General features: G+C 67.6%; 29 protein-coding genes. 17 read left to right on the top strand and 12 right to left on the bottom strand.

The genetic code is table 11. The features are described 5' to 3' along the window. Positions 1-2 precede the first annotated feature (2 nt). The 3 genes from U5775_RS25460 to U5775_RS25450 form a co-directional block, all read right to left on the bottom strand. Entirely contained in the window at positions 3-788 is a 786-nt protein-coding gene (locus U5775_RS25460; RefSeq protein WP_322060869.1) for an enoyl-CoA hydratase, read from the bottom strand. A 19-nt stretch (positions 789-807) separates the two neighbouring features. Next, positions 808-2,511 carry an AMP-binding protein gene (locus U5775_RS25455; RefSeq protein WP_322060868.1) on the bottom strand — a complete coding sequence of 568 codons (1,704 nt, stop codon included), beginning with the start codon at positions 2,509-2,511 and terminating at the stop codon, positions 808-810. Between the two features lie 75 nt (positions 2,512-2,586). Further along, entirely contained in the window at positions 2,587-3,720 is a 1,134-nt protein-coding gene (locus tag U5775_RS25450) for an acyl-CoA dehydrogenase (RefSeq protein ID WP_322060867.1), read from the bottom strand. A gap of 257 nt (positions 3,721-3,977) precedes the next feature. Here U5775_RS25450 and U5775_RS25445 point away from each other — a divergent pair, with 257 nt between their 5' ends. The 4 genes from U5775_RS25445 to U5775_RS25430 all read left to right on the top strand — a co-directional run bounded on the left by U5775_RS25445 (position 3,978) and on the right by U5775_RS25430 (position 7,662). Further along, a complete protein-coding gene (locus tag U5775_RS25445) occupies positions 3,978-4,997 on the top strand; it encodes an AraC family transcriptional regulator (RefSeq protein WP_322060895.1) in 1,020 nt (339 codons plus the stop codon). A gap of 129 nt (positions 4,998-5,126) precedes the next feature. Next, a complete protein-coding gene (locus U5775_RS25440) occupies positions 5,127-5,381 on the top strand; it encodes a DUF4148 domain-containing protein (protein ID WP_322060866.1) in 255 nt (84 codons plus the stop codon). A gap of 290 nt (positions 5,382-5,671) precedes the next feature. After that, on the top strand, positions 5,672-6,973 hold the full coding sequence (locus U5775_RS25435) for an NCS2 family permease (RefSeq protein ID WP_322060865.1): 1,302 nt from the start codon (positions 5,672-5,674) through the stop codon (positions 6,971-6,973). Between the two features lie 155 nt (positions 6,974-7,128). Then, complete coding sequence (locus U5775_RS25430) at positions 7,129-7,662, top strand: cytochrome b (RefSeq protein WP_322060864.1); 534 nt, start codon at positions 7,129-7,131, stop codon at positions 7,660-7,662. A 132-nt stretch (positions 7,663-7,794) separates the two neighbouring features. Here U5775_RS25430 and U5775_RS25425 read toward each other — a convergent pair whose 3' ends face one another. Beyond that, on the bottom strand, positions 7,795-8,088 hold the full coding sequence (locus U5775_RS25425; protein WP_322060863.1) for a DUF1488 domain-containing protein: 294 nt from the start codon (positions 8,086-8,088) through the stop codon (positions 7,795-7,797). A 355-nt stretch (positions 8,089-8,443) separates the two neighbouring features. Next, a complete protein-coding gene (locus tag U5775_RS25420; protein WP_322060862.1) occupies positions 8,444-8,662 on the bottom strand; it encodes a DUF2964 family protein in 219 nt (72 codons plus the stop codon). A gap of 353 nt (positions 8,663-9,015) precedes the next feature. Here U5775_RS25420 and U5775_RS25415 point away from each other — a divergent pair, with 353 nt between their 5' ends. From U5775_RS25415 to U5775_RS25405, 3 genes are all read left to right on the top strand, one after another. Continuing rightward, positions 9,016-11,004, top strand: coding sequence for a sigma-54-dependent Fis family transcriptional regulator (locus U5775_RS25415; protein WP_322060894.1), 1,989 nt, complete (start codon positions 9,016-9,018; stop codon positions 11,002-11,004). A gap of 270 nt (positions 11,005-11,274) precedes the next feature. Next, positions 11,275-12,405: a VIT1/CCC1 transporter family protein gene (locus tag U5775_RS25410; protein ID WP_322060861.1), complete on the top strand. Its 1,131-nt coding sequence runs from the start codon at positions 11,275-11,277 to the stop codon at positions 12,403-12,405. Between the two features lie 122 nt (positions 12,406-12,527). Then, on the top strand, positions 12,528-12,854 hold the full coding sequence (locus U5775_RS25405) for a 2Fe-2S iron-sulfur cluster-binding protein (RefSeq protein ID WP_415913651.1): 327 nt from the start codon (positions 12,528-12,530) through the stop codon (positions 12,852-12,854). Between the two features lie 127 nt (positions 12,855-12,981). Here the strand turns inward: U5775_RS25405 and U5775_RS25400 are convergent, their stop codons facing one another. After that, positions 12,982-13,272 carry a DUF4148 domain-containing protein gene (locus U5775_RS25400; protein ID WP_322060860.1) on the bottom strand — a complete coding sequence of 97 codons (291 nt, stop codon included), beginning with the start codon at positions 13,270-13,272 and terminating at the stop codon, positions 12,982-12,984. A 355-nt stretch (positions 13,273-13,627) separates the two neighbouring features. On the opposite strand from U5775_RS25400, the gene U5775_RS25395 reads away from it, so the two are divergent. Then, entirely contained in the window at positions 13,628-13,888 is a 261-nt protein-coding gene (locus tag U5775_RS25395) for a DUF4148 domain-containing protein (protein ID WP_322060859.1), read from the top strand. 162 nt (positions 13,889-14,050) lie between these two features. Here the strand turns inward: U5775_RS25395 and U5775_RS25390 are convergent, their stop codons facing one another. From U5775_RS25390 to U5775_RS25375, 4 genes are all read right to left on the bottom strand, one after another. Next, positions 14,051-14,437, bottom strand: a complete 387-nt coding sequence (locus tag U5775_RS25390; RefSeq protein ID WP_322060858.1) for a hypothetical protein — start codon at positions 14,435-14,437, stop codon at positions 14,051-14,053. Positions 14,438-14,566: 129 nt separating this feature from the next. Next, positions 14,567-14,761, bottom strand: coding sequence for a YqaE/Pmp3 family membrane protein (locus U5775_RS25385; protein ID WP_322060857.1), 195 nt, complete (start codon positions 14,759-14,761; stop codon positions 14,567-14,569). 28 nt (positions 14,762-14,789) lie between these two features. Beyond that, a complete protein-coding gene (locus U5775_RS25380; protein WP_322060856.1) occupies positions 14,790-14,984 on the bottom strand; it encodes a DUF1653 domain-containing protein in 195 nt (64 codons plus the stop codon). A 108-nt stretch (positions 14,985-15,092) separates the two neighbouring features. After that, the gene (locus U5775_RS25375; protein WP_322060855.1) at positions 15,093-15,872 is read right to left on the bottom strand and encodes a GntR family transcriptional regulator; all 780 of its coding nucleotides are present in this window, start codon (positions 15,870-15,872) and stop codon (positions 15,093-15,095) included. Between the two features lie 214 nt (positions 15,873-16,086). Here U5775_RS25375 and U5775_RS25370 point away from each other — a divergent pair, with 214 nt between their 5' ends. The 7 genes from U5775_RS25370 (at position 16,087) to U5775_RS25340 (ending at position 23,223) form a co-directional block, all read left to right on the top strand. Continuing rightward, positions 16,087-17,349 (top strand): cyanate transporter, encoded by a 1,263-nt coding sequence (locus U5775_RS25370; RefSeq protein WP_415913650.1) that lies wholly within the window; start codon positions 16,087-16,089, stop codon positions 17,347-17,349. Positions 17,350-17,580: 231 nt separating this feature from the next. After that, the gene (locus U5775_RS25365; protein ID WP_322060853.1) at positions 17,581-18,033 is read left to right on the top strand and encodes a hypothetical protein; all 453 of its coding nucleotides are present in this window, start codon (positions 17,581-17,583) and stop codon (positions 18,031-18,033) included. A gap of 346 nt (positions 18,034-18,379) precedes the next feature. Further along, entirely contained in the window at positions 18,380-19,054 is a 675-nt protein-coding gene (locus U5775_RS25360; protein WP_322060852.1) for an NAD(P)H-dependent oxidoreductase, read from the top strand. Between the two features lie 443 nt (positions 19,055-19,497). After that, positions 19,498-19,809, top strand: a complete 312-nt coding sequence (locus tag U5775_RS25355; protein ID WP_322060851.1) for a transcriptional regulator — start codon at positions 19,498-19,500, stop codon at positions 19,807-19,809. Between the two features lie 64 nt (positions 19,810-19,873). Next, the gene (locus U5775_RS25350; RefSeq protein ID WP_322060850.1) at positions 19,874-20,806 is read left to right on the top strand and encodes a ferritin-like domain-containing protein; all 933 of its coding nucleotides are present in this window, start codon (positions 19,874-19,876) and stop codon (positions 20,804-20,806) included. A gap of 93 nt (positions 20,807-20,899) precedes the next feature. Continuing rightward, complete coding sequence (iaaH, locus tag U5775_RS25345; protein ID WP_322060849.1) at positions 20,900-22,354, top strand: indoleacetamide hydrolase; 1,455 nt, start codon at positions 20,900-20,902, stop codon at positions 22,352-22,354. Positions 22,355-22,419: 65 nt separating this feature from the next. Next, positions 22,420-23,223 carry a transporter substrate-binding domain-containing protein gene (locus U5775_RS25340; RefSeq protein WP_322060848.1) on the top strand — a complete coding sequence of 268 codons (804 nt, stop codon included), beginning with the start codon at positions 22,420-22,422 and terminating at the stop codon, positions 23,221-23,223. 94 nt (positions 23,224-23,317) lie between these two features. Here the strand turns inward: U5775_RS25340 and U5775_RS25335 are convergent, their stop codons facing one another. After that, entirely contained in the window at positions 23,318-23,806 is a 489-nt protein-coding gene (locus tag U5775_RS25335) for an NUDIX hydrolase (RefSeq protein WP_322060847.1), read from the bottom strand. 292 nt (positions 23,807-24,098) lie between these two features. Here U5775_RS25335 and U5775_RS25330 point away from each other — a divergent pair, with 292 nt between their 5' ends. Next, on the top strand, positions 24,099-24,893 hold the full coding sequence (locus U5775_RS25330; RefSeq protein WP_322060846.1) for a CDP-diacylglycerol diphosphatase: 795 nt from the start codon (positions 24,099-24,101) through the stop codon (positions 24,891-24,893). A 15-nt stretch (positions 24,894-24,908) separates the two neighbouring features. Here the strand turns inward: U5775_RS25330 and U5775_RS25325 are convergent, their stop codons facing one another. Then, complete coding sequence (locus U5775_RS25325; protein WP_322060845.1) at positions 24,909-25,412, bottom strand: MarR family transcriptional regulator; 504 nt, start codon at positions 25,410-25,412, stop codon at positions 24,909-24,911. Positions 25,413-25,478: 66 nt separating this feature from the next. On the opposite strand from U5775_RS25325, the gene U5775_RS25320 reads away from it, so the two are divergent. Then, positions 25,479-25,952, top strand: coding sequence for a carboxymuconolactone decarboxylase family protein (locus tag U5775_RS25320; RefSeq protein WP_322060844.1), 474 nt, complete (start codon positions 25,479-25,481; stop codon positions 25,950-25,952). Positions 25,953-25,975 lie beyond the last annotated feature (23 nt).

The following is a 25,975-nucleotide window of genomic DNA, read 5'->3' as shown; positions in this document are numbered from 1 at the left end:
GCTTAGTTCTCCGTTTCAATATGCCAGTGCGGCTTGCGCTTCTCGAGGAAGGCGTTCACGCCCTCGCGCTGGTTGGGCGAATCGAACAGGTCGACGAAGCGCTCGCGTTCCACCGCGAGCGCCGCGCCGCGCGGCACGCCGTTGCGCGCCTGATGGATCAGCGACTTGCTGAACGTGACGGCCTGCGGGCTCAGTGACGCCACGCGCGCGGCCATGGCGAGCGCGGCCTCGCGCGCCCCGCCCTGCGGGACCACTTCTTCGACGAGGCCGATGCGCAGCGCCGTGGCGGCATCCACGCGCTCGCCGGTGAGGATGATGCGCTTGGCCCAGCCCTCGCCCACGAGCCAGGGCAGCGTCTGCGTACCGCAGCCGCATGGCAGCAGGCCCACGGCGGGCTCGGGCAGCGCGAGCTGCGCGTGTTCTTCGGCGATACGGATATCGCAGGCGAGCGCGCATTCTAGCCCGCCGCCCATCGCATAGCCGTTGATCGCGGCGATCACCACGGGCCGCGCGTTCTGCAGCGTCTCGAACGCGGCGCCGAAGGCCGAGGCCGCCGCACGCGCGACGTCGCGATCGCCCGTGGCGAATGCGTTCAGGTCGGCGCCCGCGCTGAAGAATTTCGACCCGTTGCCGGTGATGACGATGGCACGCACCTTCGCCTCGCGGTTGAACGCCTCGATCACCTCCTGAAGCTGGCCCAGGCCATCGACGGTAAACGCGTTCGCGGGCGGACGCGCGAGCGTGATGAGGGCCACCGCGCCGTCATGCGCGTACTCGAACTCGATCATTTCGGACTCCAACTGGATTTCAACGCAACTCGGGGAAGTCCTCTTCCCAGTATTCGTCGGGCTGGCGCGCGGGTTCCCCGGTGCGCTCCATTTCGCGGCGGCGCAACTCGACGCGGCGGATCTTGCCGGAAATGGTCTTCGGCAAATCGCTGAACTGCAGGCGGCGAATGCGCTTGTACGGTGCGAGCTTTTCGCGCGAGAAGCGGAACACCTCGCGCGCGAGATCGGGGCCGGCCTCGTAGCCCTGGCGCACGATCACGAACGCCTTGGGCACCGAAAGCCGCAACGGGTCGGGGCTCGGCACGACGGCCGCTTCGGCAATCGCCTCGTGCTCGATCAGCACGCTCTCGAGCTCGAACGGACTCAGGCGGTAATCGGACGACTTGAACACGTCGTCGGCGCGGCCCACGTAGACGAAGTAGCCGTCGTCGCGGCGCAGCGCCACGTCGGACGTGTGGTAGTAGCCGTTGCGCATGGCCTGCTCGGTGGCCTTCGCGTTGTTCGCGTAACCGGTCATCAAACCGAGCGGACGATGCGCGAGCGACAGCGCGATTTCGCCCTCGCTCACGGGCTGATCGTCGGGATCGACGAGCTCGACGCGGTAGCCCGGCAGCGGCCGGCCCATCGCGCCGGCCACCACGGGCTGGCCCGGCGAATTGCCGATCTGGCAAGTGGTTTCGGTCTGGCCATAGCCATCGCGAATCGTGATGTCCCACGCGTGACGCACGCGCTCGATAATCTCGGGATTGAGCGGCTCGCCCGCGCCCACGATCTCGCGCAGCTTCACCGCGTAGCTCGCGAGCGGCTCCTGCACGAGCATGCGCCACACCGTAGGCGGCGCGCACAGCGTAGTCACGCCGCATTGCACGAGCGCGTCGAGCGTATCCTTCGGCACGAAGCGCGCGTAGTTGTAGACGAACACGCAGGCCTGCGCATTCCACGGCGCGAACAAGCAGCTCCACGCATGCTTGGCCCAGCCCGGCGAGCTGATGTTCCAGTGCACGTCGCCGGGCGTGAGGCCGATCCAGTACATCGTCGAGAGGTGCCCCACGGGATAGCTCTGGTGCGTATGCTCGACGAGCTTCGGCTTCGACGTGGTGCCCGAGGTGAAATAGAGCAGCAGCGGATCGCTCGCGCGCGTCGGGCCATCGGGCTCGAAGGCGGCGCTCGCTTCATAGGCGCGCGAGAGATCGACCCAGCCTTCGCGCGATGCACCCACGGCGATGCGCTTGACGTCTGCATCGAGCGTGTCGAATTTCGCGAGCTCGGCCGCATCGACCACGACGTAGCGCGCGCCGCCCGCCTCCACGCGCTCGCGCACGTCGTCGGGAGAGAGCTGAGTGGTGGCGGGCAGCACCACGGCGCCCAGCTTCATCGCCGCCAGCATCACGTCCCAGAGCTCGACGCGGTTGGGTAGCATCAGCAGCAGACGATCGCCGCGGCCCACGCCTTCCGCACGCAGGAAATTCGCCATGCGCGACGAACGCTCGGACATCTGCGCGAACGAATAGCGCGTGCCGCCGTTCGCGAGATCGTCGACGATCCAGAGCGCCGGATTGTCATTGCCGCGCGCCATCACGTCGAAGTAGTCGAGCGCCCAGTTGAAGGTGTCGAGCTGCGGCCACGCGAATGCCTCATACGCACGCGCATAGTCGGTGCGGTGACGCAGCAGCAAATCGCGTGCGTCGATAAAGGCCTGCGCGGAAGGGGTGAACCCGGTCATCGTCGTCTCCTTTCCTGTCCTAAGGCGCGTGCGCGCTCTATTTTTTCAACCCATTCAATACTTCGTTATCCTTCCTTATAGCTGGCGCGCGATCACCATGCGCTGCACTTCGCTCGTGCCTTCGTAGATCTGCGTGATGCGCGCGTCGCGGTAATGGCGCTCGACCGGATAGTCGTTGAGGAAGCCATAGCCGCCGTGAATCTGGATCGCGTGCGAGCAAACTTCCTCGGCCATTTCGGAAGCATAGAGCTTGGCCTGCGAAGCCTCCGAAAGACAGGGCAAGCCGCGCGTGCGCAGCCTGGCCGCATGATGCACGAGATGGCGCGCGGCGTTGATGCGCGTGTGCATGTCGGCGAGCATGTTGGCCACGCTCTGATGCCGGATCAGCGGCTCGCCGAACTGCACGCGCTCGTGCGCATAGGTGCGCGCCGCGTCGAAGGCCGCGCGCGCGATGCCGAGCGCCTGCGCCGCGATGCCGATGCGTCCGCCTTCGAGATTCGAGAGCGCGATCTTGAGGCCCTCGCCGCGCTGGCCGAGCAGGTTCGCCTCAGGAATCGCGCAGTCGACGAGCGAGATCGGGCAGGTGTCCGAGGCGCGAATGCCCATCTTCTTCTCGGGCGGCCCCACGTTGAAGCCCGGCGTGTCGGTGGGCACGACGAAGGCCGAGATGCCGCGCTTGCCCGCGTCGGGATCGGTCACCGCGAACACGATGGCGAGGCTCGCGCGCGAGCCGTTCGTCACGAACTGCTTGTTGCCGTTGAGCACCCACTTGCCATCGCGCAGCTCGGCGCGCGTGCGCAGGTTGTTGGCCTCGGAACCGGCCTGCGGCTCGGTCAGGCAAAACGCGCCGATCATCTCGCCGCTCGCGAGCTTCGCGAGCCAGCGGTCCTTCTGCGCGTCGGTGCCGTACTGGAGGATCGGCCCGCAGCCCACCGAGTTGTGCACGCTCACGAGCGTCGCGCACGAGGCGCAGCCCGCGGCGATCTCCTCCATCGCGAGCGCATAGGCCACGTAGTCGGTATAGGAGCCGCCCTGCTCCTGCGGCACGATCATGCCGAGAAAGCCCAGCTCGCCCAGTTGCGCGACCACCTCGTCGGGCAGCTTGCCGTCGCGGTCCCATTGCGCCGCATTGGGCGCGAGGCGCTCGGTCGAGAAGTCGCGCGCGGCGTCGCGAATCATGCGTTGATCGTCGGTATAGAGCTCGTCCATCTGTGTCCCCTTCCTGTCTCGCCTGCGCGCCCGCGTCGCGTGGTGTCGTGGTCTCGTGACGGGAGCGCCTGTGCTTCAACTGTCGTCCCATGCGGCGGCCGCCGCAAGGTCTACGAAAAGTTTAGGCATCCGCGCCCCCGCATTCGATGCCCGCCACGATCAAAATCACTGAGCGAATTTGCCATAATGGCCTCCATAACCCCACTGGAGGCTATGCCTTGCATTCAGGGAAAACCAGCAAAGTGAGCGAAAAAGGCATGATCGCGATGAGCCTCGTGCACGAGACGCTCTCGCTCGCGCGAGCGCGCGGGCTCGACGTGGCGCCCGTCGTCGAGGCAGCGGGCATCGCCGCCAGCGCGCTCGATGCGCCGCAGGCGCGCGTGAGCGCCGCGCAGTACGGCGCGCTGTGGGCCGGCATCGCTGGCGCGCTCGACGACGAATTCTTCGGCCAGGACTCGCACGCGATGAAGCGCGGAAGCTTCATCGCCATGACGCACTCAGCGCTCGGCGCGCAGACGGGCCGCCAGGCGCTGCAGCGCACCGTGCACTTCATGCGCCTCGTTCTCGACGACCTCGCGGGCGAGATCGACATCGACACCACGCGCGTGCGCATCGCATTCCGCCAGCGCGCGGGCACGCCGGTGCCGACGCTGTTCGCCTACGCGACCTGGTTCATCCTTGTCTACGGATTGCTGTGCTGGCTCGTGGGGCGGCGCATTCCCGTGGTCGCGGCGCGCTTTCGCTGCGCGGCGCCGCCCGACGCGCACGAGTACCAGCTCATGATCTGCGAGGACATGGCCTTCGATCAGCCCGACTCGTGGTTCGACCTCGCGCCCGCGTTCCTCGAACTGCCCGTGATCCAGAGCGCCGCCTCGGCGCGCGCCTTCCTGCGCAATGCGCCCGGCAATTTCGTCGTGAAGTATCGCAATCCGGGCTCGTTCGCGGCACGCGTGCGGCGCGCGCTGCGCGCCCTGCCCGCGCACGCGTGGCCCGATGCCGACGCCATCGCGCAGCGCCTGAACGTGGCAAGCGCGACGCTGCGCCGACGCCTGCGCCAGGAAGGGCACAGTTGCCAGTCGATCAAGGACGAGCTGCGCCGCGACCTGGCGCTCGAGGCGTTGCAGGACCCCGCGCGCTCGGTCGCCGACGTGGCCGCCGCCGTGGGCTTCGCGGAGCCGAGCGCGTTCCATCGCGCGTTCCGCAAATGGACCGGCTTGCGCCCCGCCGAGTACCGGCAGCTGCGCGAACGGCCCGCTTCGAAGGCGCGGTCAGGGTGAGTTGAAGAGACACCGGATACGGCGCAAAGACCGACGCGCTGCGCGCGTATTTTTCTGGTTGCAAACCTTTCAGTTATCGAGATAACGCCTAAAATTCAAAGGGTTATCCCTTATACGAAAGGCATTGCCATGGACACTCTTTCGCGTGTGGCCACTGCTCTCGTGGCAGCGGCATGCTGCGTCGCTTCGGCGAGTGCGTGGGCCCAACCGTACAACCCGTCGGGTCCGTTGACGCGCGCCCAGGTGCTGGCTGACCTCGCTGCATGGCGTGCGGCGGGCTACGATCCACTCGACTGGATCCACTACCCCGAAAACGCCCAGCGCGCCGCGGCCATCGTCGCGCAACGGCGTGAAGCGAGCATGATGCCGCAATCGACGCAGTAAGCGTGGCGCGCTGAAGACTCTCCCCTCGGCGGGAGCGTCGATCCGTCTGCGAAGGCGGACCGAGGCTCCCGCTTTGTGCTTTTAGCGGCGTGCAGGCGCCCACCCCTACATTTGACGCACCGCAAACTGTTGCGGCCGTTCCACGTTCGCCAAGGCTTTTCTGCGTTTGCCGGACAATTGTTTAAAATCCCGCCCGTAAGCCGCGTGCACGGGTCCCGGCGACGCCCGCCGGCCGCCCGTGCAGCCTCCACAACAAATCAACCTGCACGACTCTCAAGGGCCCGACCTTCATGGACGCCATCAAACGCTATTTCGGATTCGAAGAAGCAGGAACGAACCTGCGCACCGAAGTGCTCGCCGGCTTCACCACCTTCCTCACGATGGCGTACATCATCTTCGTGAACCCGGCGATTCTCGGCGACGCCGGCATGCCCAAGGACGCCGTCTTCGTCGCCACCTGCCTCGTCTCGGCGCTGGCGTCGATCATCATGGGCCTCTACGCGAACTACCCCATCGCGCTCGCGCCCGGCATGGGCCTGAACGCGTACTTCGCGTACGCCGTGGTCAAGGGCATGGGCTTCACGTGGGAGGCGGCGCTCGGCGCGGTGTTCATCTCCGGGTGCCTGTTCTTCGTGGTCACGCTGCTGCGCGTGCGCGAGGCGATCATCAACGGGATTCCGCATTCGCTGCGGGTCGCGATCACCTCGGGTATCGGCCTCTTCCTCGCGATCATCTCGCTCAAGACCTCGGGCGTGATCGTCGGCAGCCAGGCCACGCTCGTCGAGCTCGGCAACCTGCACGACCCGCATACGCTGCTCGCGATCATCGGCTTTTTCGTCATCGTGACGCTCGACGTGCTCAAGGTGCGCGGCGCGATCCTGATCGGTATCGTGGGCGTGACGATCCTCTCGTTCTTCTTCGGCGGCAACCAGTTTCACGGCATCTTCTCGGCGCCGCCCTCGATCGCGCCGACCTTCGCGCATCTCGACATCAAGGCCGCGCTCTCGACCGGCATTCTGAACGTGGTGCTGGTGTTCTTCCTCGTCGAGCTGTTCGATGCGACCGGCACGCTGATGGGCGTGGCCAACCGCGCGGGCCTGCTCGTGCACGGCAAGATGCACCGCCTGAACCGCGCGCTGCTCGCGGACAGCACCGCGATTCTCGCGGGCTCGATCCTCGGCACCTCGTCGACCACGGCCTATATCGAAAGCGCCTCGGGCGTGCAGGCGGGCGGGCGCACCGGCGTGACGGCGCTCACCGTGGCCGTGCTGTTCCTCGCGAGCCTCTTTGTCGCGCCGCTCGCGGGCGTGGTGCCCGCCTACGCAACCGCGCCGGCGCTGCTCTACGTCTCGTGCCTGATGCTGCGCGAGCTCGCCGAGCTGCCCTGGGACGATGCCACCGAAGTCGTGCCCGCGGCGCTCACGGCGCTCGCGATGCCGTTCACGTATTCGATCGCGAACGGGGTGGCCTTCGGCTTCATCTCGTATGCGGGCCTGAAGCTGCTGACGGGCCGCGCGCGCCAGGTGCGCCTGATCGTCTGGATCATCGCGGCCGTGTTCCTGTTCCGCTACTTCTATCTGGGTTCGGAATAAGCGGCTGGCCCGTGCGCATCGTGGCCCGCGGTTGCGATCCTGCGCGAGCCACGTCAAGTATTCCGGCCACGCAGGCGCACGGCGCGCCATGTCGTCCTTATCATACGGATACCCGACGATACCGACGATAACGATCCCCGCAAAGGAACCGCCCCGTGGCCACCTACCCCGCCTCCGCAGAACGCTACTCGAAGCCCGCGATCTTCTTTCACTGGATCATCTTCCTGCTCGTCGCGCTCGCGTATCTCGCCATCGAGATACGCGGTCCCAAAGGCACGGACAGCCGCGTGTTCTGGAGCAACGTGCACTACTGGGCCGGCACGCTCGTGCTCTCGCTCGCCGTGCTGCGCCTCCTGTGGCGCATGTGGCACGGCGCGCCGCAGGATATCGATTCGAATCGCGTGCTCACGTTCCTGTCGCGGCTCGTGCACGTGGCGCTTTACGTATTCATCTTCGTGCAGCCGCTGCTCGGCATCCTGACGATCAACACCGGCGGCAAGCCGGTCACGCTCGCGGGCATCGACCTGCAGATCGTGCTGGTGGGCGCGGACCCGGTCGCGCGCAAGGTCATCAAGGAGGCGCACGAGCTGATCGGCAACGCGTTCTACTGGATCATCGGCATCCACGCGCTCGCGGCCATCGGGCACCATCTGGTGTTTCGCGACAACACGCTGCGCCGCATGATCTGAGCCGCGCACGAGCGCACGAGCGCACGCGGCCCGGCGCACGCCGTTGCGCGAGCAAAAACGAAAACCCCGCGACGTCTGGTACGTCGCGGAGAATCTCAAGACACTATTGGGACAAGAGACGGGACAAAAAACTCAGGACGCCGCCGCGTGCGCCTGCACGAAACGCACGTAGCCGCTGCGCAGCGTGAGGCACTGCGCACGCGTGTCGGAAAGCAGCCGGCGCGCGACTGCCTCGATGCGCTCGCGATGGTGATCGAATGCGTCGAGCATGTCTTCGGCGCGTGTCGAAGCCGCGCCAAAGTGATCCTCCAGCGCCGCCGCCGTGATCGTACATTCCACCCGCTCTCCATCGATCATCGCCGGAAACGCCAAGGTCAAATCGGGTCCCGAGTATTCGGGCACCTCATTCGGAAACAGAATCTGCATGAGAGTGGCCTTAGGTTGAGAGTGAGCGGGCCGCGCCTTTCGATGCTCCTCCCCGGCATACGCGCGGTTCAAATGTCGACCGCCGCAAGTGTCGCTTCGTTCGACACGATTGCGGCGGCCGTCTGGATTCACTTTAGGACACTTCCTGCCGCCCGCAAGCCCGACTTTGTCACACGCGCGAAAAGATCTTCGGGTCCGATTTTTTCAGCACTTTGCGAACAGGCCGTTGCGCGCGCAAACGGATGCTCCCGCGCCCTGGCCGCACATGGCATGGCGCACTGCAACACGGCACGCGCCGTCCGCACACGCGGGCGGCACATCGGGCACTCGACTTCGCAGAACCGGCTGTGCGAACTCACGATTCGCGATGCTGGCCATGCTCGATTTCGACGTCCTTCGGGTGCACGGTGAGCATCGCCACGAACGCGACGATGCCGCTCGACACGATCGCCATGCCGTACAGCACGACGCGGTGCTCGTCGAAGAGCAGACCGTGGATCGCGACCGCGAGACCCGCCAGCACGACAAAGACGGCGAGCGCCGCCACGAGGATCCTCAATTCGCCTTGGACCATGACGGCCCTCCGCAAGGAACCGCGGCCGCGCCCAAAACCCCGTCATGCCCGCTGCGCCGCCGCCGGGACGCCGCACGACGCCGCGCGTCTTGCGCCCCTGCCTTCATCCTGGCACTCGCGCGCGCAAAGGCAAGCCGCGCGTGAAGCGTGCGGGCCCGCGCCAATCGGCCCCCATCGTCCGGATTTGCCCGGAATCGCCCGGATGTGGCGCGCGCCGAGCTTCCTGTACCATGGACCGATTCGTACGCACGGATACAGCGCAGCGCCTGCGCAGCGTCAAATCAAGATTGGAGACACGCGTGACCCGACACCCCTCCGCCACCGTCAAGCCCCCCGAAGCGGCCCGTGCGGACATGATCGCCCAGGCGCACGCGCGCTCGCGCGCCATCGGCCTGCGCGTCTCCGAGGCGCCGGAATTCCATCCGCTCGGCCGCGCCGATCTGCGCGATCTGATCGACGGCAATCGCACGCTCTACACCCAGGCGCGGCCCGTGATGGATGCGCTGCACGCGCAGATCGTCGATACCGAGAGCATGGTGCTGCTCACCGACCGCAACGGCGTGATCCTGCACAGCCTCGGCGACCCCGACTTCGTCGAGAAAGCGCGGCGCGTGGCGCTGCGTCCCGGCGTCTCGTGGGCCGAGCGCGACCGCGGCACCAATGCGATCGGCACGGCGCTCGTCGACGGCCAGCCGACCACCGTCCACGCGGGCGAGCACTTCCTGCACGCGAACCACATCCTCACCTGCTCGTGCGCGCCGATCGCCGATCCGTGGGGCCGCACGCTGGGCGCGCTCGACGTGAGCGGCGCGCCACACGGTATGAACGGTTCTCACAAGCACACGCTCGCGCTCGTGCGCATGTCGGCGCAGATGATCGAGAACCATCTGTTCAACACCGAATTCGCCGATGCCATCCGGCTACAGTTTCACGCGCGCGCGGAGTTCATCGGCACGCTCTACGAAGGACTCGCCGCGTTCGCCGCCGACGGCACGCTGCTGTGCGCCAACCGCAGCGCGCTGTTCCAGTTCGGCTCGTCGCTCGCGGCGCTGCAGCAGCGCGGCTTCGAAGCGCTCTTTGGCCAGCCGTTTCCGGCGTTCATGCAGCAGCTCATGCGCGCGCGCGGCGAGCCGCGCAGCGAATTCATTGCGCTCACGCTGGCGAGCGGCGTGCGCGTGCTCGCACGCGGCACGCCGGGCGCGGCGGTCGTCGGCGCGCAGCCGGCCTGGCCCGAACGCGCCGCACGCCCCGCGCAGGCGGCCGAGCGAGATCCGGCGAGCGCCACCGCACCAGCCGGCGCGCGTACGGGCACGGCCGCGTGGCAACCCACGCTCGCCGACCTCGACACCGGCGACGCGCGCGTGGCCGCCGTGCTCGAGCGTGTCGCGCGCGTGCGCGGACGCGACATTCCCGTGCTCGTGCTCGGCCGCACCGGCACCGGCAAGGAATGGCTCGCGCGGGCGCTGCACCAGGATTCGCCGCGCCGCGATGCGCCGTTCGTCGCGCTCAACTGCGCGGCGCTGCCCGACACGCTGATCGAGGCCGAGCTGTTCGGCTACGAGGACGGCGCGTTCACGGGCGCGAGACGCCGCGGCAGCGCGGGCAAGATCGTGCAGGCGCACGGCGGCACGCTCTTTCTCGACGAGATCGGCGACATGCCGCTCGCGCAGCAAGTACGGCTCATGCGCGTGCTGCAGGAGCGCGCCGTGATGCCGCTCGGCGGGGCGCGCGCGGTGCCGGTCGACTTGCGCATCGTCTGCGCGACGCACCGCGACCTGCGCGCGATGATCGCCGAAGGCAGCTTCCGCGAGGACCTCTACTACCGCATCAACGGGCTCGCCGTCACGCTGCCGCCGCTGGCCGAGCGCAGCGATCTCGACGCGCTCGTCGCGCGCGTGCTGGACCACGTGCGGCGCGAGATCCACGCCGCGCCCACGCGGATCACGCCCGAGGTGCGCGACTATTTCGCGCGCTGCCGCTGGCCCGGCAATCTGCGTCAGCTTGCGAACGTGCTGCGCACCGCTGCGATCATGGCCGAGGGTGAGGACGCCATCGACCTCGTGCATCTGCCCGAGGACCTCGAGCACGACTGCGCGCCGGTTGAAAACGGCGATGTCGACGGCGATGGTGCCAACGCCCGCGATGCCGCTGTTGCGCAGACGCCTGGGTCTGCCTGCGCGCCGAAAGAAGGCGCCCACGCCTCGCGCCCGGCCCGCCTCTCGGACTGGCAGGCGCGCCTGATCGACGACGCGCTCTCGCGCCACGACGGCAACGTCTCAGCGGCGGCGCGCGAGCTGGGGCTCGCTCGCAACACGGTGTATCGGCATTTGCGGCGACGCTGAGGCGCGCGAGGCGGAGGGGATCGTACGGCCGTTGCTGATCGATCACGCTGAAGTCGTGCGAATCGAAGTCGTGCCGAAACGAAATCGCGTCGGACTCCGTTGAACCGCACCGAGCCGCATCTGAGCGCACGACCAGATCGCGGCCATTCGCACCGAGCCGCAACGAGCCACGCGCGCCCGCACGCGCTCGCCCCCCACTCTCACACGCCGCGCCGACAGACGAGTCCCGCCAGGTTAAGCTTCGCGTCAAACGAATCTCGCACGCGCATCATGGCCTCCCCTCAGGAACTCCGCCGCTACCGGCGCAACCTCGCCGACGAACTCGACAGCGCCGCCGTCTACGACACGCTCAGCGCCGTCGAGAAGGACGCGGGCCGGCGCCGGATCTTCGCCGAGCTCGCGGCGTCGGAGCGCGAGCACGCCCAGGTCTGGCGCGACAAGCTCGCCGCCAACGGCGTGCACGTGCGGCCGCACCGCCGCAGCGCGAAGACGCGTCTGCTGCAGACGCTCACGCGCACCTTCGGCCCCTCGCTCGTGCTGCCCACCGTCGCCGCCGCCGAGTACGCCGACCGCGACCGCTACGCGCGCGAACCCGGCGCGCAGACGCTTTCGGCGCAGGAGCAGCAGCACGCCGCCATCGTGCAGTCAATCGTGGCGAGCAAGCGCGCGCAAGGTCAGTCGAAGGGCGCGCAAATCGCGGGGGCCGAGTCGTGGCACAAAGGGGCGACCTCGGGCAACGACTTGCGCGCGGCGGTGCTCGGCGCCAACGACGGGCTGGTCTCGAACTTCTGCCTGATCATGGGTGTAGCCGGCGCCGGCAGCGCCAACCGCGCGATCCTGCTGACCGGCCTCGCCGGGCTGGTCGCGGGCGCGTGCTCGATGGCGCTTGGCGAATGGCTTTCGGTGACCAACGCGCGCGAACTCGCGCGCACGCAGCTCGCCAAGGAAGCCGACGAGCTCGAGAACACGCCTGACGCCGAGCGTCACGAACTCGCGCTCATCTATCAGGCCAAGGGCATCGACGCCGACGAAGCCCGCCGCGTGGCCGCGCAGATCATGCGCGACAAGAATGAGGCGCTGGATACGCTCGCGCGCGAAGAGCTCGGCATCGATCCGAAAGAGCTGGGCGGCAATCCGTGGACGGCCGCGGCCATGTCGTTCTGCCTGTTCGCGCTGGGCGCGGCGTTTCCCACGGCGGCGTTCCTCTGGGCGCACGGCATGGCGGCCATCGTGCAATGCGTTGCGCTGAGCACGCTCGGGCTCGCTGCCGTCGGCGTATTCACGTCGCTTTTCAACGGGCGCAGCGCGGCGTTCTCGGCGTTCCGCCAGATCGCCATCGGGCTCGCCGCCGCCGCGTTCACGGCGGGCGCGGGCCACTTGCTCGGGGTATCGGTCTCATGAGCATCGACGATTCCGGCAAGCGCGCAGGCGAGGAAAGCCGCGAGAACGGGTGTGGTGGCCAGAATGGCCGGAACGGCGATGGCGGCGAGCGCGCCAACGTAGCCGAGGGTGCCGCCGCAGACGTGCCATCAACGCCGCCGGCACCATCAACACCATCCGTGCCACCCGTACCGCTCGTGCGCATTGAGCCGCTTGGCCGCACGTTCGAAGCACCGCCCGAGCTCACGCTGCTCGAAGCGGCCGGATTCGCCGGCATCCGCCTGCCGCGCCTGTGCCGCAATGGCACGTGCCGCACCTGCCTGTGCCGCGTCGTGAGCGGCGAGGCGAGCTTCACGATCGAATGGCCAGGCCTGTCGCGAGAAGAAAAAGCCGAGGGCTATGTGCTGACTTGCGTCGCGGTGGCACGCACGGATCTCGTGCTCGACGTGCCGGACGCGGAACTCTTGTAGCCCGCTTCTGTGCCCACCCCAGCGCCCGCCCAAAAGCAAAACCGGCCCGCGACTCAACATCGCGGGCCGGTTGTCTTTGGCGAACCGAGGCGTCTGGCGCCCCGGCAGGCAGCGTTACTGGCTGACTTTACTGACCACCGAAATACACCGATTGCGGACCCGTGCGGGCGGCTTCGGAGACGTAGTGCGCGCCCGCCATCGACGACGAATTGCTCACGCCGCCATACGAGCTGTCACCCTGAGCGACGGGGGCGTTCACCGCCGTCACGCCGGCGTTCTGATTGCGCTGGGCCTGCTGGAACTCGACGAGCTGCGCGCGCACCTGGTCGCGTGTGAGGCCCTGGTCGGACTGCGCGAAAGCGGCCAGCGGCGCAGCGCAGGCAGTGGCGATGACAACGGCTTGAATGAGCGACTTCATGGCGATTACCTCCGAAATTGTATGAATCGCCTGGCATGCTGCATTGCGTCGCGCACCGCAGGCGTCGACTGGATTCTAGGCAAGCGCGGGCTCCGGATATATGGCGATCGTGACGAATTCCAGTTGCGAATTTCGCAATAATTCGCAGGCAAAGGCGGCACCAACATGTCCCCCAAAAACCCACTCCCATCGCGTCCCAAAGAAATAATCAGACAAAATCCGCGCGTGATTGTTGTCTCCAGGAGAACACTGAATTCGCTTTATCAGTATTTACCCTGATGCCCGGAAGACCTAAAGTGTCGACATGGGTCACGCCATCGTGCGAACCCCTTAAAAGAACTCGGAGGTCACAGTTATGAAGTCGCTTCTCAAGGCCGCAGTTGTAGCCGCAATCGTCGCCGTTCCGGCCCTTTCGTTCGCTCAATCGCAACAGCAACCTGTTACGCGCGCGCAAGTTCGTTCCGAACTCGCCCAGCTGCGCGCCGCAGGCTACGATCCGAGCGACTGGATGCACTATCCGGAAAACATCCAGGCTGCTGAAGCACGCGTCGCCGCCGACAAAGCCAACACAGCTTACGGCCCGTCGACGTCCGGCACCTCGCAGTCCGGTCAGTAAGTACGCTTGAACGGGGAAGCCGCGCGGTCGCGGTTTCCCCGTTCTGCTCCCGGCCGCCTTGCCCCTTACGTGGTCAGGAAGCGCCGAAGGAAATCAGGCCCGCCGCTCGAAAGAGCGGCGGGCCTGATCGTTTCTGCCGTTGAGAGCCTGGCGCGGTAGCCGTCAGTGACGACCTCCGCCGCCATGACCGCCACCCCGGCCATCGCCTCCGCCGTGGCCGCCACCCGAAGGTGCCCACGGGCCGCCGCTGTGGCCTCCGCCGCCATGCCAGCCGCCGGAATCGCCGTGACCGCCACCGCCGGGCCGTCCTCCCCATCCGCCGTGACCGCCGTCATGCCAACCGCCGTGATCGTGGTCATGGCCGTGGTAATAGCCGCCACCGCCGCCGCCCCAGATGCCGACGTTCACGCTGCCATACGCGGGCGCGACATAACCCGGCGCGTAGCCGTCATCGTAATAGCCGGGTTGTCCGTAGCCGTAGTCGTAACCCGGTGCAACACACCCGGCCAGCAGGGCCACGGCACCGGCCATCAACGCATATTTGAGCATGGCGAAGCCTCCTTTCTTACTGTAAGAAAGCAGCGCCAGTCTTAAGTTCTCTCTGAATTGTGAGCGTGGATTACGGATGTATCGACATATTCTGTCGGAATTCCGGCCCGCCGCTCGATCCCTTGCGCCTTAGTTGCGACGACCGAACGCGTCGTCGATCTTCCTGTCGGTCTGATATTGGCTCAGCGAATACACGGCCCAGATGGCGGCGGGAATCCAGCCGATCAGCGTGATTTGCAGGACCAGGCAGATGATGCCCGAGATGGGCCGGCCGATCGTGAAGAATAACAACCAGGGCAAAACGAGTGCAATCAGTAAACGCATCCTGGGACAATCCTCGCAAGTAAAAAAGTCAGTTGACGGGCGCGAATCGCGGCACGAGCGCGCCTTCGAATTCGACCAGTTCGAAGAAGATGGAAGCGGGCCGCGTCCAGATCGTGCCGTTCGCGGCCCGGTACACGATCATCGTGACCGAGGGATCGGACTCGAGCGTCGCCTCGCAAACCAGTTCGTAGATGCCACCCTTGTAGTGCCGATAACGCACCATTGCCTTGTCCTCGTCGATCGCGCAAACCGGTTTTGCGCCATCGGCGTAGTTTATCAATGGATCGCGCGCGGCCCGCCGGCTCGCGCGCGAGCGCGGTACGCTCCGCGCTCAGGTCGCCAGATCGGCGAACACGGACTTCAGGTCGCGGCCCGTGCGCAAGCGCGCCTGGCGCACCACGCGCGCCTCGATTTCACCCAGATGCTCGCGTACGGTGGCGAGCGCCGCCGCCTGATCGCCGGCTTCGAGCGCCGCGATGATCTGCGCGTGCTCGTCGGGTGCGCAAGAGGTGGCCTTCGACGGATCGAACAGCGCCTTGTAGAGCTCCGTGCGCGCGACGAGCTGCGCGAGCGCCGCCACGAGCGCCGCGCCACCCGCGAGCTCGGTCAGGATCAGGTGGAACTGGCCGGCGAGGCGCACGGCCTCGTCCACGCGGCCCTCGCGCAGCGCCTTCTTTTCGCTGCGCACGTGCGCGGCGAGCCTGCGGCGCATGCCCGCGTCGAGCGCGCCGCACAGGCTCACGACCACGCCCGCCTCCACCACCTGACGCGCCCGGTACGTCGCGCGGATGTCCTCCTCGGAGGGCGACGGCACGAATGCGCCGCGATTGGGTTCGAGCTCGAGCTTGCCTTCGAAGCCGAGGCGCGCGAGCACCTTGCGCAGCGCGCCGCGCGTGCAGCCGAACGCGGCCGCGAGCTCGCGCTCCACGAGCTGCTGGCCCGGCGCGAGCTTGCCTTGCAGAAGCGCCGAGTTGATGGAGGCATAGACGAGCGCTTCGACGTCGTCGGCGCTTTCGCCCGCGACGTGCCCTGCCTGGATGTCGGCTGTGCCGGTTGCCTCGCCGATGCGAGGCGGTTCGCCCGTACGGGCAGATCGTGTTGTCGAGGCCATGAGGAAGGCGCATGCGAACGGATTCAGGCGGCATTGTAGCGACGCACCTGGCCAGACGATATACGCAACGCGGTCGCCATCGTCATTTTTCGCTCTATACCGGGCATAGCACCCACACCCAGAATTGTTGACAATTATTTCGTATAATGGTCAACCAAACGACCGTATTAAAGTTGACCAGATGGGCATGACTTCCGACCCCGCTTCCGACTCCATGGATCCCAGCCAGCACGCAGTGGCCGTATCCGCACGCGCGAGCGCGCTCGCCTGGTACGCGGCCATCGTCGCCATCGGGCTGAATCTGCGGCCGCTGCTCACCTCGATCAGTCCCCTCATGGCGACCATCCGTCAGGCTACCGGCCTCTCGTTCTATGGCGCGTCGCTGCTCACGAGCCTGCCGGTCGTCGCGATGGGGCTCGGCGCGTTCGGCACCGGCGTGCTCGCGCGGCGCCTCGGCGAAACGCGAGGCGTGGCGCTCGGTCTCGTCGCGATTGCGGCGGCTTGCGGCGCGCGCGCGTTCGCGTCGACGGGCGGCGCGCTCATGCTCACCGCCACCGCGGCCGGCGCAGGCGTCGCGGCCATTCAGGCCCTGCTGCCCGCCGTGATGAAGCAGCGCTTCGCGCACCGCGTGCCGCTCGCGATGGGGCTTTTTTCGGCATCGATCATGGGCGGCGGCGGCCTCGGCGCGAGCCTGAGCCCGCTGGCCGCGCGCCTTGGCGGCTCGTGGCACGCGGGGCTCGCCGTCTGGGCGGTGCCCGCGCTCGCCGCGCTCGCGGTGTGGATCTGGCTCAGCCGCGGCGTGCAGCACGGCGCGCCGGCCAAGGCGACGGATAGAGCGGGGGCGGCCACGGCCGGCGCCCACCGCTCCGTGCCGGTGTGGCGCAAGCGCCGCGCGTGGACGCTCGGCCTGCACTTCGGCCTCGTGAACGGCGGCTATACGAGCCTCGTGGCGTGGCTGCCCGCGTACTACCAGCAGCACGGCGCGAGCGTCGAAAAAAGCGGCTCGCTGCTCGCCGCCATGACGGTCTTCCAGGCCATCTGCGCGCTCCTGCTGCCGCTCGCCGCGGCCCGCTTCAAGGACCGCCGCCCGTGGCTCGTCGCCGGGCTGACTGCGCAGTTGATCGGTATCGTCGGCCTCGCGGCCTGGCCCGAGGCCGCGCCGCTGCTGTGGGTGGCCGTCGCGGGCGCGGGGCTCGGCGGAACCTTCTCCGTTTCGCTCGTGACCGCGCTCGATCATTCGGGCGACCACCGCATCGCAGCGAGCCTCGTGGCGTTCGTGCAAGGGCTCGGCTTCGTGATCGCGGCGATCGCGCCCGTCGTGGCCGGCCGCGTGCGCGACCTCACCGGCGGCTTCACCGGCGCGTGGATCATGCTCGCCGTCTCCATCTCCGCGATGATCGTGCTCACGCTGGCTTTCTCGCCGCATAGCTATGGCCGCTGGCTCGGCCGGCACGGCACGGCCGCGCCCGACGCCTGAGCCACCGACCTCCGCACGCCGGGTGCCGCATCCACGCAACATTGGCGCGGTATGCTCCGTCAAACGTTTGCATTCACCGCTGTACGAATGTACAGTGCGTGCAGCCGATTCCCGTGCCGCCCGCTTGCCGTAGCGGGCTGCGCCGCCTTCGGGCGGGCGAGCCCGCCAGCCTTCGCACCGCGCGAGGCGAAGCGGCCAGGCGGGCCGGCTTACCGAAACGGAGATCACGACGTGCGATTCATCCTGACGGGGACCGTGCTGTGCGTCCTCGCATCCACCGCGCTCGCCGGGGAACATTACACCGAGGTCTGGAATCCGCCCGAGGCACGCATGCCCGCGCGTCTGCCCGGCGCAAATCCGGCCAGGCCCGAGAAGAAGGCTCATGCGCATCACGGCACGAAGCACAAGCTAGCGAGCGCCGGGCGCCCCGACGCGCGCAAGGTAGCCGAGCCCGCGGTACGCGCTTCGGCGGCAACGGTGCCGATGCTGCCCAATGTGACCAACAGCGGCGCCGGCCACTCGAAGCCGGACCGCGACCGCACGCCCTTTATCCCGCCGCAGATCGGCCCGGACGGCAACGTTCTCCAGGTGAGCTATGCGGCCCCCGCGCGCCGCGCGCCAAGTCCGCTGATGCCGGTGCCCACCGTCCCGGCCGCTGCGCCGTCCATCGTTCGCGCGCGCTGAGCGCCGCCGTCTCCTTCTCCAGACCAATCGGATCGCGGAAAAAAAGCGGCCCCGTCACCAGGCGGTGCGGGGCCGAATCCCATGTCAAGGAGATGCTCATGGAGGAGACGGTTTCATTCTGGCAGCGCCCGTAAAGCAACCCAACCAATGCTTTCAGCTATGCATATGGCGCGCGGCGTGCACGGCTGACCAGGCCCCATACGCATATCCTTAGAACAAAAAGTCGTTTCGCGAGGCGCGGCGCGCTCACTAAGATGGCGTTTCAGGCGTCAGGAGCGAAACCACGCGTTGCCGCGCGTCGCCGACGGCCCGCACCGGGCATCACCGCTTATCCGAGGAGCACCCCTTGAGCATCACCGATTCCAGACACCGCCCGCTCGTGGTCGGCATTGGCGGCACGACGCGCGAAGCGTCGTCGACCGAGCGCGCGCTCGCCTTCGCGCTGCGCGGCGCGGAGCAGTCCGGCGCGCGCACGCGGCTGTTCGGCGGCACCTTCCTGCACAGCCTGCCCCACTACGCGCCCGAAAGCGGCACGCTCACCGACGCCCAGCGCGAGCTGATCGAAACCGTGCGCGCGGCGGACGCCGTCATCATCGGGACGCCCGGCTATCACGGCGGCGTCTCGGGCCTCGTGAAGAACGCGCTCGACACGCTCGAAGAACTGCGCGCCGACGCGCGCCCGTATCTCGACGGCCGCGCCGTGGGCTGCATCGTGACCGCCTATGGCTGGCAGGCCGCCGGCTCGGTGCTCACCTCGCTGCGCTCGATCGTGCACGCGCTGCGCGGCTGGCCGACGCCGTTCGGCGCCGGCATCAACACGCTCGAGACGCGCTTCGAGAGCGCGCACCAGTGCTCAGATGCGAAAGTCGTCGAGCAGCTCTTCACGGTCGGGCAGCAGGCCGCGCAGTTCGCGCTCGCGTTCGATGCGCAGCGCGCGGCTTCGCAGGCCGGCGATACGCGCGCCATTGCGGCGGGCGCCGGCGCGGCGCGCAACGAGGATCGCCTGAGCCTCGCCGTCTGATTCGCTGCTGGATTCCGCGGGGCGCCTTCCGTGCGCCCCATGCGCTCGGCTCCGCCCCTGCCTCGCACCGCAGCACGTGCAACCGGCCTGACCCGCATTCGGGCGGAGGCTGCGCGCCCCATCCTGCATCCGCTCCACGTTCCTTCCTCCCGATCCGCACGCGCTACGCGCGCTGGCGCACACAGGCACGCGGGTTGCGTCATCCAGCCCACAGACGCCTCGTGCCGAGCGTTCCACATTGAAGCCGAACCGGCACCCTCGCCTCATCCGGATCATTCTGCTGACCGTTCCTGGCCACCCGTGATTTGCTTGCGACGAATGATTGGTTCCGCCCGCGCGCGGCAGCCCCTACGCTTCACTCGTACCGGCACACGAGCAACGAGGCGCCCATGCGTAATACGCACACGCACAAGAGCAGGACGCACCAGCAGGATCGAGAAGCCATGAATGCACCTATCCGCTATAAAGGCTACGAAGTCGCGCCCAGCGCAGAGCGGCTTCCGAACGGCCTGTACGCCGCCAATCTCACGATCGGCACGCTTTGCGCGCAAGCGTCGTCGCAGGCCGCAACGGCATCGAGCACTCCATCGAACGCAACTAACACATCGAACGCGCCGGACTCGCCTCGAAGCGCCCCGCGCGGCGCGCTCGTTTCGTTCGACGCGCTCGACTACTTTTTCGACGAACGCCACGCGCTCGCCTACGCGTGCCGCTGGGCGCGCATGTGGATCGACGAGCAGCGCCGCTGCGCGTGACGCCGCCCCTTCCCTTACAGTTGTGACAGAATAGGAGTCATATCACCGTCATCATTCACGCTCAATGTCCGAAACCGTGACGCAGCCAGCCGAGGGCGCAGACATCGACGAAAGCGCCCTCGCCGACCAGGACGCCGCGCTGCGGCACTGGACTCACGACACACCGGGGCCCATCAGGATCGGTTCGGCCGAGCACCGGACGATGTTCTCGCGGATGCTGCTCGACACGCACGATCCCTATCGCCCCGCCGTGCTCGACTGGCCGAAGCTCGAGCCCGACGAGCTGCGGCGCCTCACTTCGCTGCCGATCTGGGACATCGCCGTGCAGACCGAAGGACGCGCGTCGATCCGCGTGAAAACCTACGCCGCCACGGTCGCCGATCCGCTCCTGCGCGCCGCCATCGAAATGGACGGCGACGAGGAAGCGCGCCACAAGGTCGTGCTCTCGCATCTCGTCGAGGCCTACGGCATCGCGCTCGCCCCCGAACCCGCCTATCCGCCGCCGAAAGACCCGGAATGGGCGTGGATGTTCACGGGCTACAGCGAGTGCATCGACAGCTTCTTCGCGTTCGGCCTGTTCCGCTCGGCGCAGCGCTCGGGATTTTTCCCGGCCGAGCTCGTCGAGACCTTCGAGCCCGTGATCCAGGAGGAAGCGCGCCACATCCTTTTCTTCGTGAACTGGGTGGCCTGGTATCGCAAGAATCTGCCCTGGTGGCGCCGGCCGTGGCACTCGCTGCGCGTCGCGGCAATCTGGATCAAACTGGTGTGGGACCGCATGGCGATCGCGCGCGGCATCGACGCCGACGGCGTGGCGCACGACTCGAACTTCCTGCCCGCCAACCGCGAAGTGCTGGGCGATTCGCTCAAGCCGCGCGAGATGATCGAGCTGTGCCTGAGCGAAGACCGCGAGCGCATGAGGGGCTACGATTCGCGTCTGTTGCGCCCGACCTTCGTTCCCACGCTCGCCCGCCTCGCGCTGCGCTTGATGAAGCCGTAACCAGCGGCACGGCGCCGGATTTTGCACGATGAAGCACGCGGCGCGTGGGCATCGCGATGCATCGCCCCCACGGCTGCACGAGGAGGAGACCGCATGAACTGGACTGTCGACCAGCAACTCGACCTGAGCGCGACGCAAGCCGTCGAAGCCATCCGCGCGGGGCGGCTCAAAGCCGCCGATTACGTCGCCACCTTGCTCGCGCGCGCAGAGGCGCTCGAAAACCTCAACGCGCTCACGACGCTCGACGTGGAAGGCGCGCTCGCCGCCGCGCAGCGCATCGACGCGCTCGGCACGCACGAGCGCGCGCACCTGCCGCTCGCCGGCCTGCCCGTGGTCGTGAAGGACAACATCAACACGCGCGGCCTGCAGACCTCGGCGGGCACGCCCGCGCTCGAAGGCTTCGTGCCCGCGCGCCATGCGCCTTCGGTGCAGCGTCTCGTGGACGCGGGCGCGATCGTGCTCGGCAAGGCCAACATGCACGAGCTCGCGTTCGGCATCACGAGCACGAATCTCGCGCCGCACGCGGGCCCCGTGCGCAACCCCTGGGACCCCGAACGAATTCCCGGCGGCTCGTCGGGCGGCACGGCCGCCGCGATCGCGGCGCGCATCGTGCCCGCGGGCCTCGGCACCGACACCGGCGGCTCCACGCGCATCCCGGCCGCGCTATGCGGCATCGTCGGCTTGCGCCCGAGCGTGGGCGACGGCGGCACGCAGCGCCGCTACCACGACCCGCAAGCCGTGGTGCCGATCAGCCATACGCGCGACACGGTCGGGCCGATGGCGCGCACCGTCGCCGACGCCGCGCTCATCGACGGCGTGATCACCGGGCACGGCCCGCTCGCGCAAGCCGCCGTGACGAACCTGCGCGTGGGCTTGCCCGCGCCGTTCTGGGAAGGCCTCGAAGCCGCGACCGGGAACGTGGCCCGCGCGGCGCTCGCGAAGCTCGAAGCGGCCGGCGTGACGCTCGTGCCCGTGGAGATGAGCGACATCTTCGCGCTCAACGACCGCGTGAGCATGGCCATCGCGCTGCACGAGCCGATCGAGGACCTGCAGGCGTGGCTCGTCGCGAACCAGGCCCCCGCGCGGACCGTGGCCGACGTGGCGGCGCGCATCGCGAGCCCGGACGTGCGCGCGGCCTACGATGCGATCCTCGCGGACGTGCGCGGCGGCGACTATCAAACGGCAATGACGGTCTGGCGTCCGCGCCTGCAGCAGCTCTATGCGCAGACCTTCGCCGCCGGCGGGCTCGACGCGCTGCTGTTTCCGACCACGCGCCTCGCCGCGGTGAAGATCGACGAAGTGAACGGATCGTCGAGCGTCTCGATCGATGGCGGCGCACCGGTCGACGAACTGGAGGCGTATCTGCGCAACACCGACCCCGCGAGCAACGCGGGCATTCCGGGGCTCGCGCTGCCCGCGGGGCTGATCGACGCGCGGCTGCCGGTCGGCCTCGAACTCGACGGGCCGGCCGGCAGCGACCGCCGGCTGCTCGCGATCGGGCTCGCGTTCGAAGAGATTTTGGGGCCCTTGCCGGCGCCGGAAATTTGACGGGGTAAGATGCTTTTCGCGCGGCAAACGCGCAGTCCACTATTCGAAGAACCAGGAGACGTGTCATGAGGCTTTCGAAGCTCTTCCTTACAAGCGTACTTGCCGTATCGGCGTTTGGCCTGACCGCCGTCGCCGCTCATGCGGAAGACCTGCTCGATAGCGTGAAGCAGGCAGGGGTGCTCAAGATCGGTCTGGAAGGCACTTATCCGCCGTTCGATTCCCGCAACAGCCAGGGCGAGCTGGTCGGCTTCGACGTCGACGTCGCGAAAGCCGTGGCGGCCAAGCTGGGCGTGAAGCCTGAATTCATTCCCACCGAATGGAGCGGCATCATCGCGGCGCTGCAAGCCGGGAAATTCGATGTGATCGTCAATCAGGTGACCATCACGCCGCAGCGCCAGCAGGCGCTCGACTTCAGCCAGCCCTATACCTATTCGGCCGCCCAGTTGATCCAGCGTTCCGATGACAAGCGCGAGTTCAAGTCGCTCGACGAGTTCAAGGGCGACAAGAAGCTCGGCGTGACGCTCGGGACCAACTACGACCAGATGGCGCGCGCCGTGCCGGGCATCAACGTGCAGACCTATCCGGGCGCGCCGGAAAAGCTGCGCGATCTGTCCGCCAAGCGGATCGACGCGACGATCGACGACCGCCTGATGCTGCCGTACATCATCAAGAATTCCCAGTTGCCGCTGCGCCCCGGCGCCGTGCTCCAGGGCGCCAACCAGGACATGGGCATTCCGTTCCGCAAGGGTAATCCCAAGTTCGAGAAGGCGATCAACGACGCGCTGACTTCGCTGAAGCAGGACGGGACGCTCAAGAAGATCTCGGAGCACTGGTTCGGGACCGACGTTACGGTGCCGATCGCGCAGTAATGGGTGCGGTGAGGACGCGACAGTCGTGACTCCGGCACGCCGGCCGCGTTGACGGTCGGCGTGCGGGCAGCGATGAAAGAAGCCGCTAATTCCGCTATTGGCCGCGATCTCCGCTGAGATACGCCACGACGGCCCCGGTCAGCGCGAGGCCGCGCAACTCCTCGGGCGACGCCAGTTGCGCGGCGACGATCTCGCGATTATCGAGCCGCAACTCGGGCATGCGATCGAGGCGCAGCTCGAAGAAATACACCTGGTCTCTTCGTCCGTCCCAGATGCCGCAGGCGCTGCCCGCGGGGACCAACGGGCACGACGCGAGACCGATCTCCTCCTCCATTTCGCGCCGCGCCGCTGCCTCAGGCGCCTCACCGGGCCGGATACTGCCGCCCGGAAAATTCCACTCGGCCCGGTACGACGACTTCAGGAGCAGCAGCGCCTGCCCGACATAGATGGCGACGAGCGCGCCCTCATGACGAGGCCGCCGGACACGCCACCAGACACGCGCGAGCCGGAAGCCGACGCGAAGCGCCATGCGCCAGAGCGCGTCGATCAACATGGCCGGTCGCGCCCGCTTGAGGCTCGGCATGAACTCATGAGGTTTCTCCTTTCCGTTTTACCGAAAGGGTACCGGCTCTGCTCGCGCCATGCGTTTCAAACCGCCGTTGCGCCATGCTCGCCCCGCTGCGTCAATTGCCCGTACCCATCCATCCGGTTCCCGCGCTGGCGCCCGCTTCCCCTTGCCGCACGCAAAGGCGCGTCACATACTTTCGGCTACACTCCCCGCAGCACGACAAGCCCGCGCGGACGCGCCCTCTGCGCCGCGGCAACCCCGCTGCACCGCGCGGCCCCCGTACCCGACTTGCCCATCGCGCGCATCCATGCCTCACGTCTTCTCCGCCTGCCGCAGCCGCCGATCCGCTCTCGCGGCGCTCGCCCTCTCGCTCGCTGCCGCGTTCGCCGCCACCGGCTGCGTGCGTCTCTCCACGCTCGACGCAAACGGACTCTGGAAGGTCGTGGGCGAGCAATGCGTGCCGAACGCGCGCGACAAAGGCGAGCCCGGCCCCTGCACGACCGTGGACCTCCAGAAACGCTACGCAGTGCTCAAGGACATCAGCGGACGCGCGCAGTATCTGCTGATCCCCACCGACCGCGTGCCGGGCATCGAAAGCGCCGAGATTCTCTATGGCGGCTCGCCCGAATACTGGGCGGGCGCCTGGGCCGCGGGCCGCTACGTGGACGCGAAACTGAAGACGACGCTCGCGCCCACCGAGCTCGGCCTCGAAATCAACTCGTCGCAGCGGCGCTCGCAGAACCAGTTGCATATCCACGTCGATTGCATGCGCAACGATATCGCCGACGCGCTTGCGCCCTATCGTCACGACGCACCCGGAACATGGCGCTGGACGACGCTGGACGGCAAGCGTTATCGCGTCACGCGCGTGATGAGCCTCACCGATCGAGGCAATCCGTTCCGCGTGGTCGCGCGCGGCCTGGGCGCACAGCAAAGCATGGCGGTGCAGACGATCCTCGTGACCGGCGCCGGCCCCGACACCGCGCGCGACGGCTGGCTCGTCGTCAATAGCGGGCTCGACGTGGAAGGCGGCACGGGCACCGCCGAAGGCCTGCTCGATCATTCGTGCGCGCTCGCCCAGGCACACGCCCTGGCCCAATAACGCGGCGAGCGACGCTCACCGCGCTTCGTCCTCGCGCGCCAGTCGCGCCAGCCATCGACGGATCACCTGCTCCTCGTCGGGCGTAAAGCCTTCGGTCATCTGGGCCTCGAGTTTCTTCACGCGCACGCGGCACTGCTTGAGCAGCGTCTCGCCTGCGCCGGTCACCTCGATCTGCTGAATGCGGCCGTGGACCGGATGCGGCCGGCGCTCGATCGCGCCGCTGCGCTCGAGATTCGCGACGATCACGCTGACCGTTTGCGGCGTGAGCACGGCGAGCCGCGCGAGATCGGCGCCGGAAATCCCCGGATAGGCCGCGAGCATCGTCAGCACCACGAATTGCGGCGGCGTGATGCCGAGATCGGCCAGCGCACGCTCCATACGCAAGCGCTGCGCCGCGCCCGCCTGGCGCAGCAGATAGCCGATATGGCCCGCCTCACCGCGCTTTCCCTCGCCGGGTGCGGGGATGGGTACGTCACGAGTGCCTTCGTGCTTCGGCCCGGATTTCGCGGTCTTGCGCATGATGTCAGAGTTCGAATATGATGTTCGTGCTCTGATATTATCCTTCAACCGACGCGAGGTCCAGTCATGTCCGGCACTTCTTCCCGCATCAGCTACGAAACCTTCAGGCGCGACGCCGCGCAGGTGGCCGCCGCGCTTTCGGCGATGAGCAAGGCCGTCGACGACTCCGGGCTCGAAAAACCGCTCACCGAGTTGCTGAAGATCCGCGCATCGCAAATCAACGGCTGCGCGTTCTGTATTCAGTTCCACCTCAATATCGCGCGCGAGAAGAACGTGCCGCGCGCGAAGCTCGACCTGGTGGCGGCGTGGCACGAAGCGCCCGCGCTTTATAGCGAGCGAGAGCAGGTCGCGCTCGCTTATACCGAAGCGTTGACGTCGAAGCTGCACGAGGGGGTGAGTGACGCGTTGTACCGGAAGGTGGAAGAACAGTTTCCCGGGGCACAGTTGGCATTCCTGACTGCTGCCATCGCCAATATCAATGCGTGGAACAGGATTGCAGTGGCGTTGCAGTTTGCGCCGCCGGTGAAGGAAGAAAGCTGATCGTTTGCGCGCGCGACGGCTTC

Origin of the sequence: Paraburkholderia sp. J63, from assembly GCF_905220245.1 — a bacterium.
Lineage (GTDB): Bacteria > Pseudomonadota > Gammaproteobacteria > Burkholderiales > Burkholderiaceae > Paraburkholderia.
Note: the sequence above shows the minus strand (reverse complement) of the source record. Positions and strands in the feature narration are given on the sequence as shown.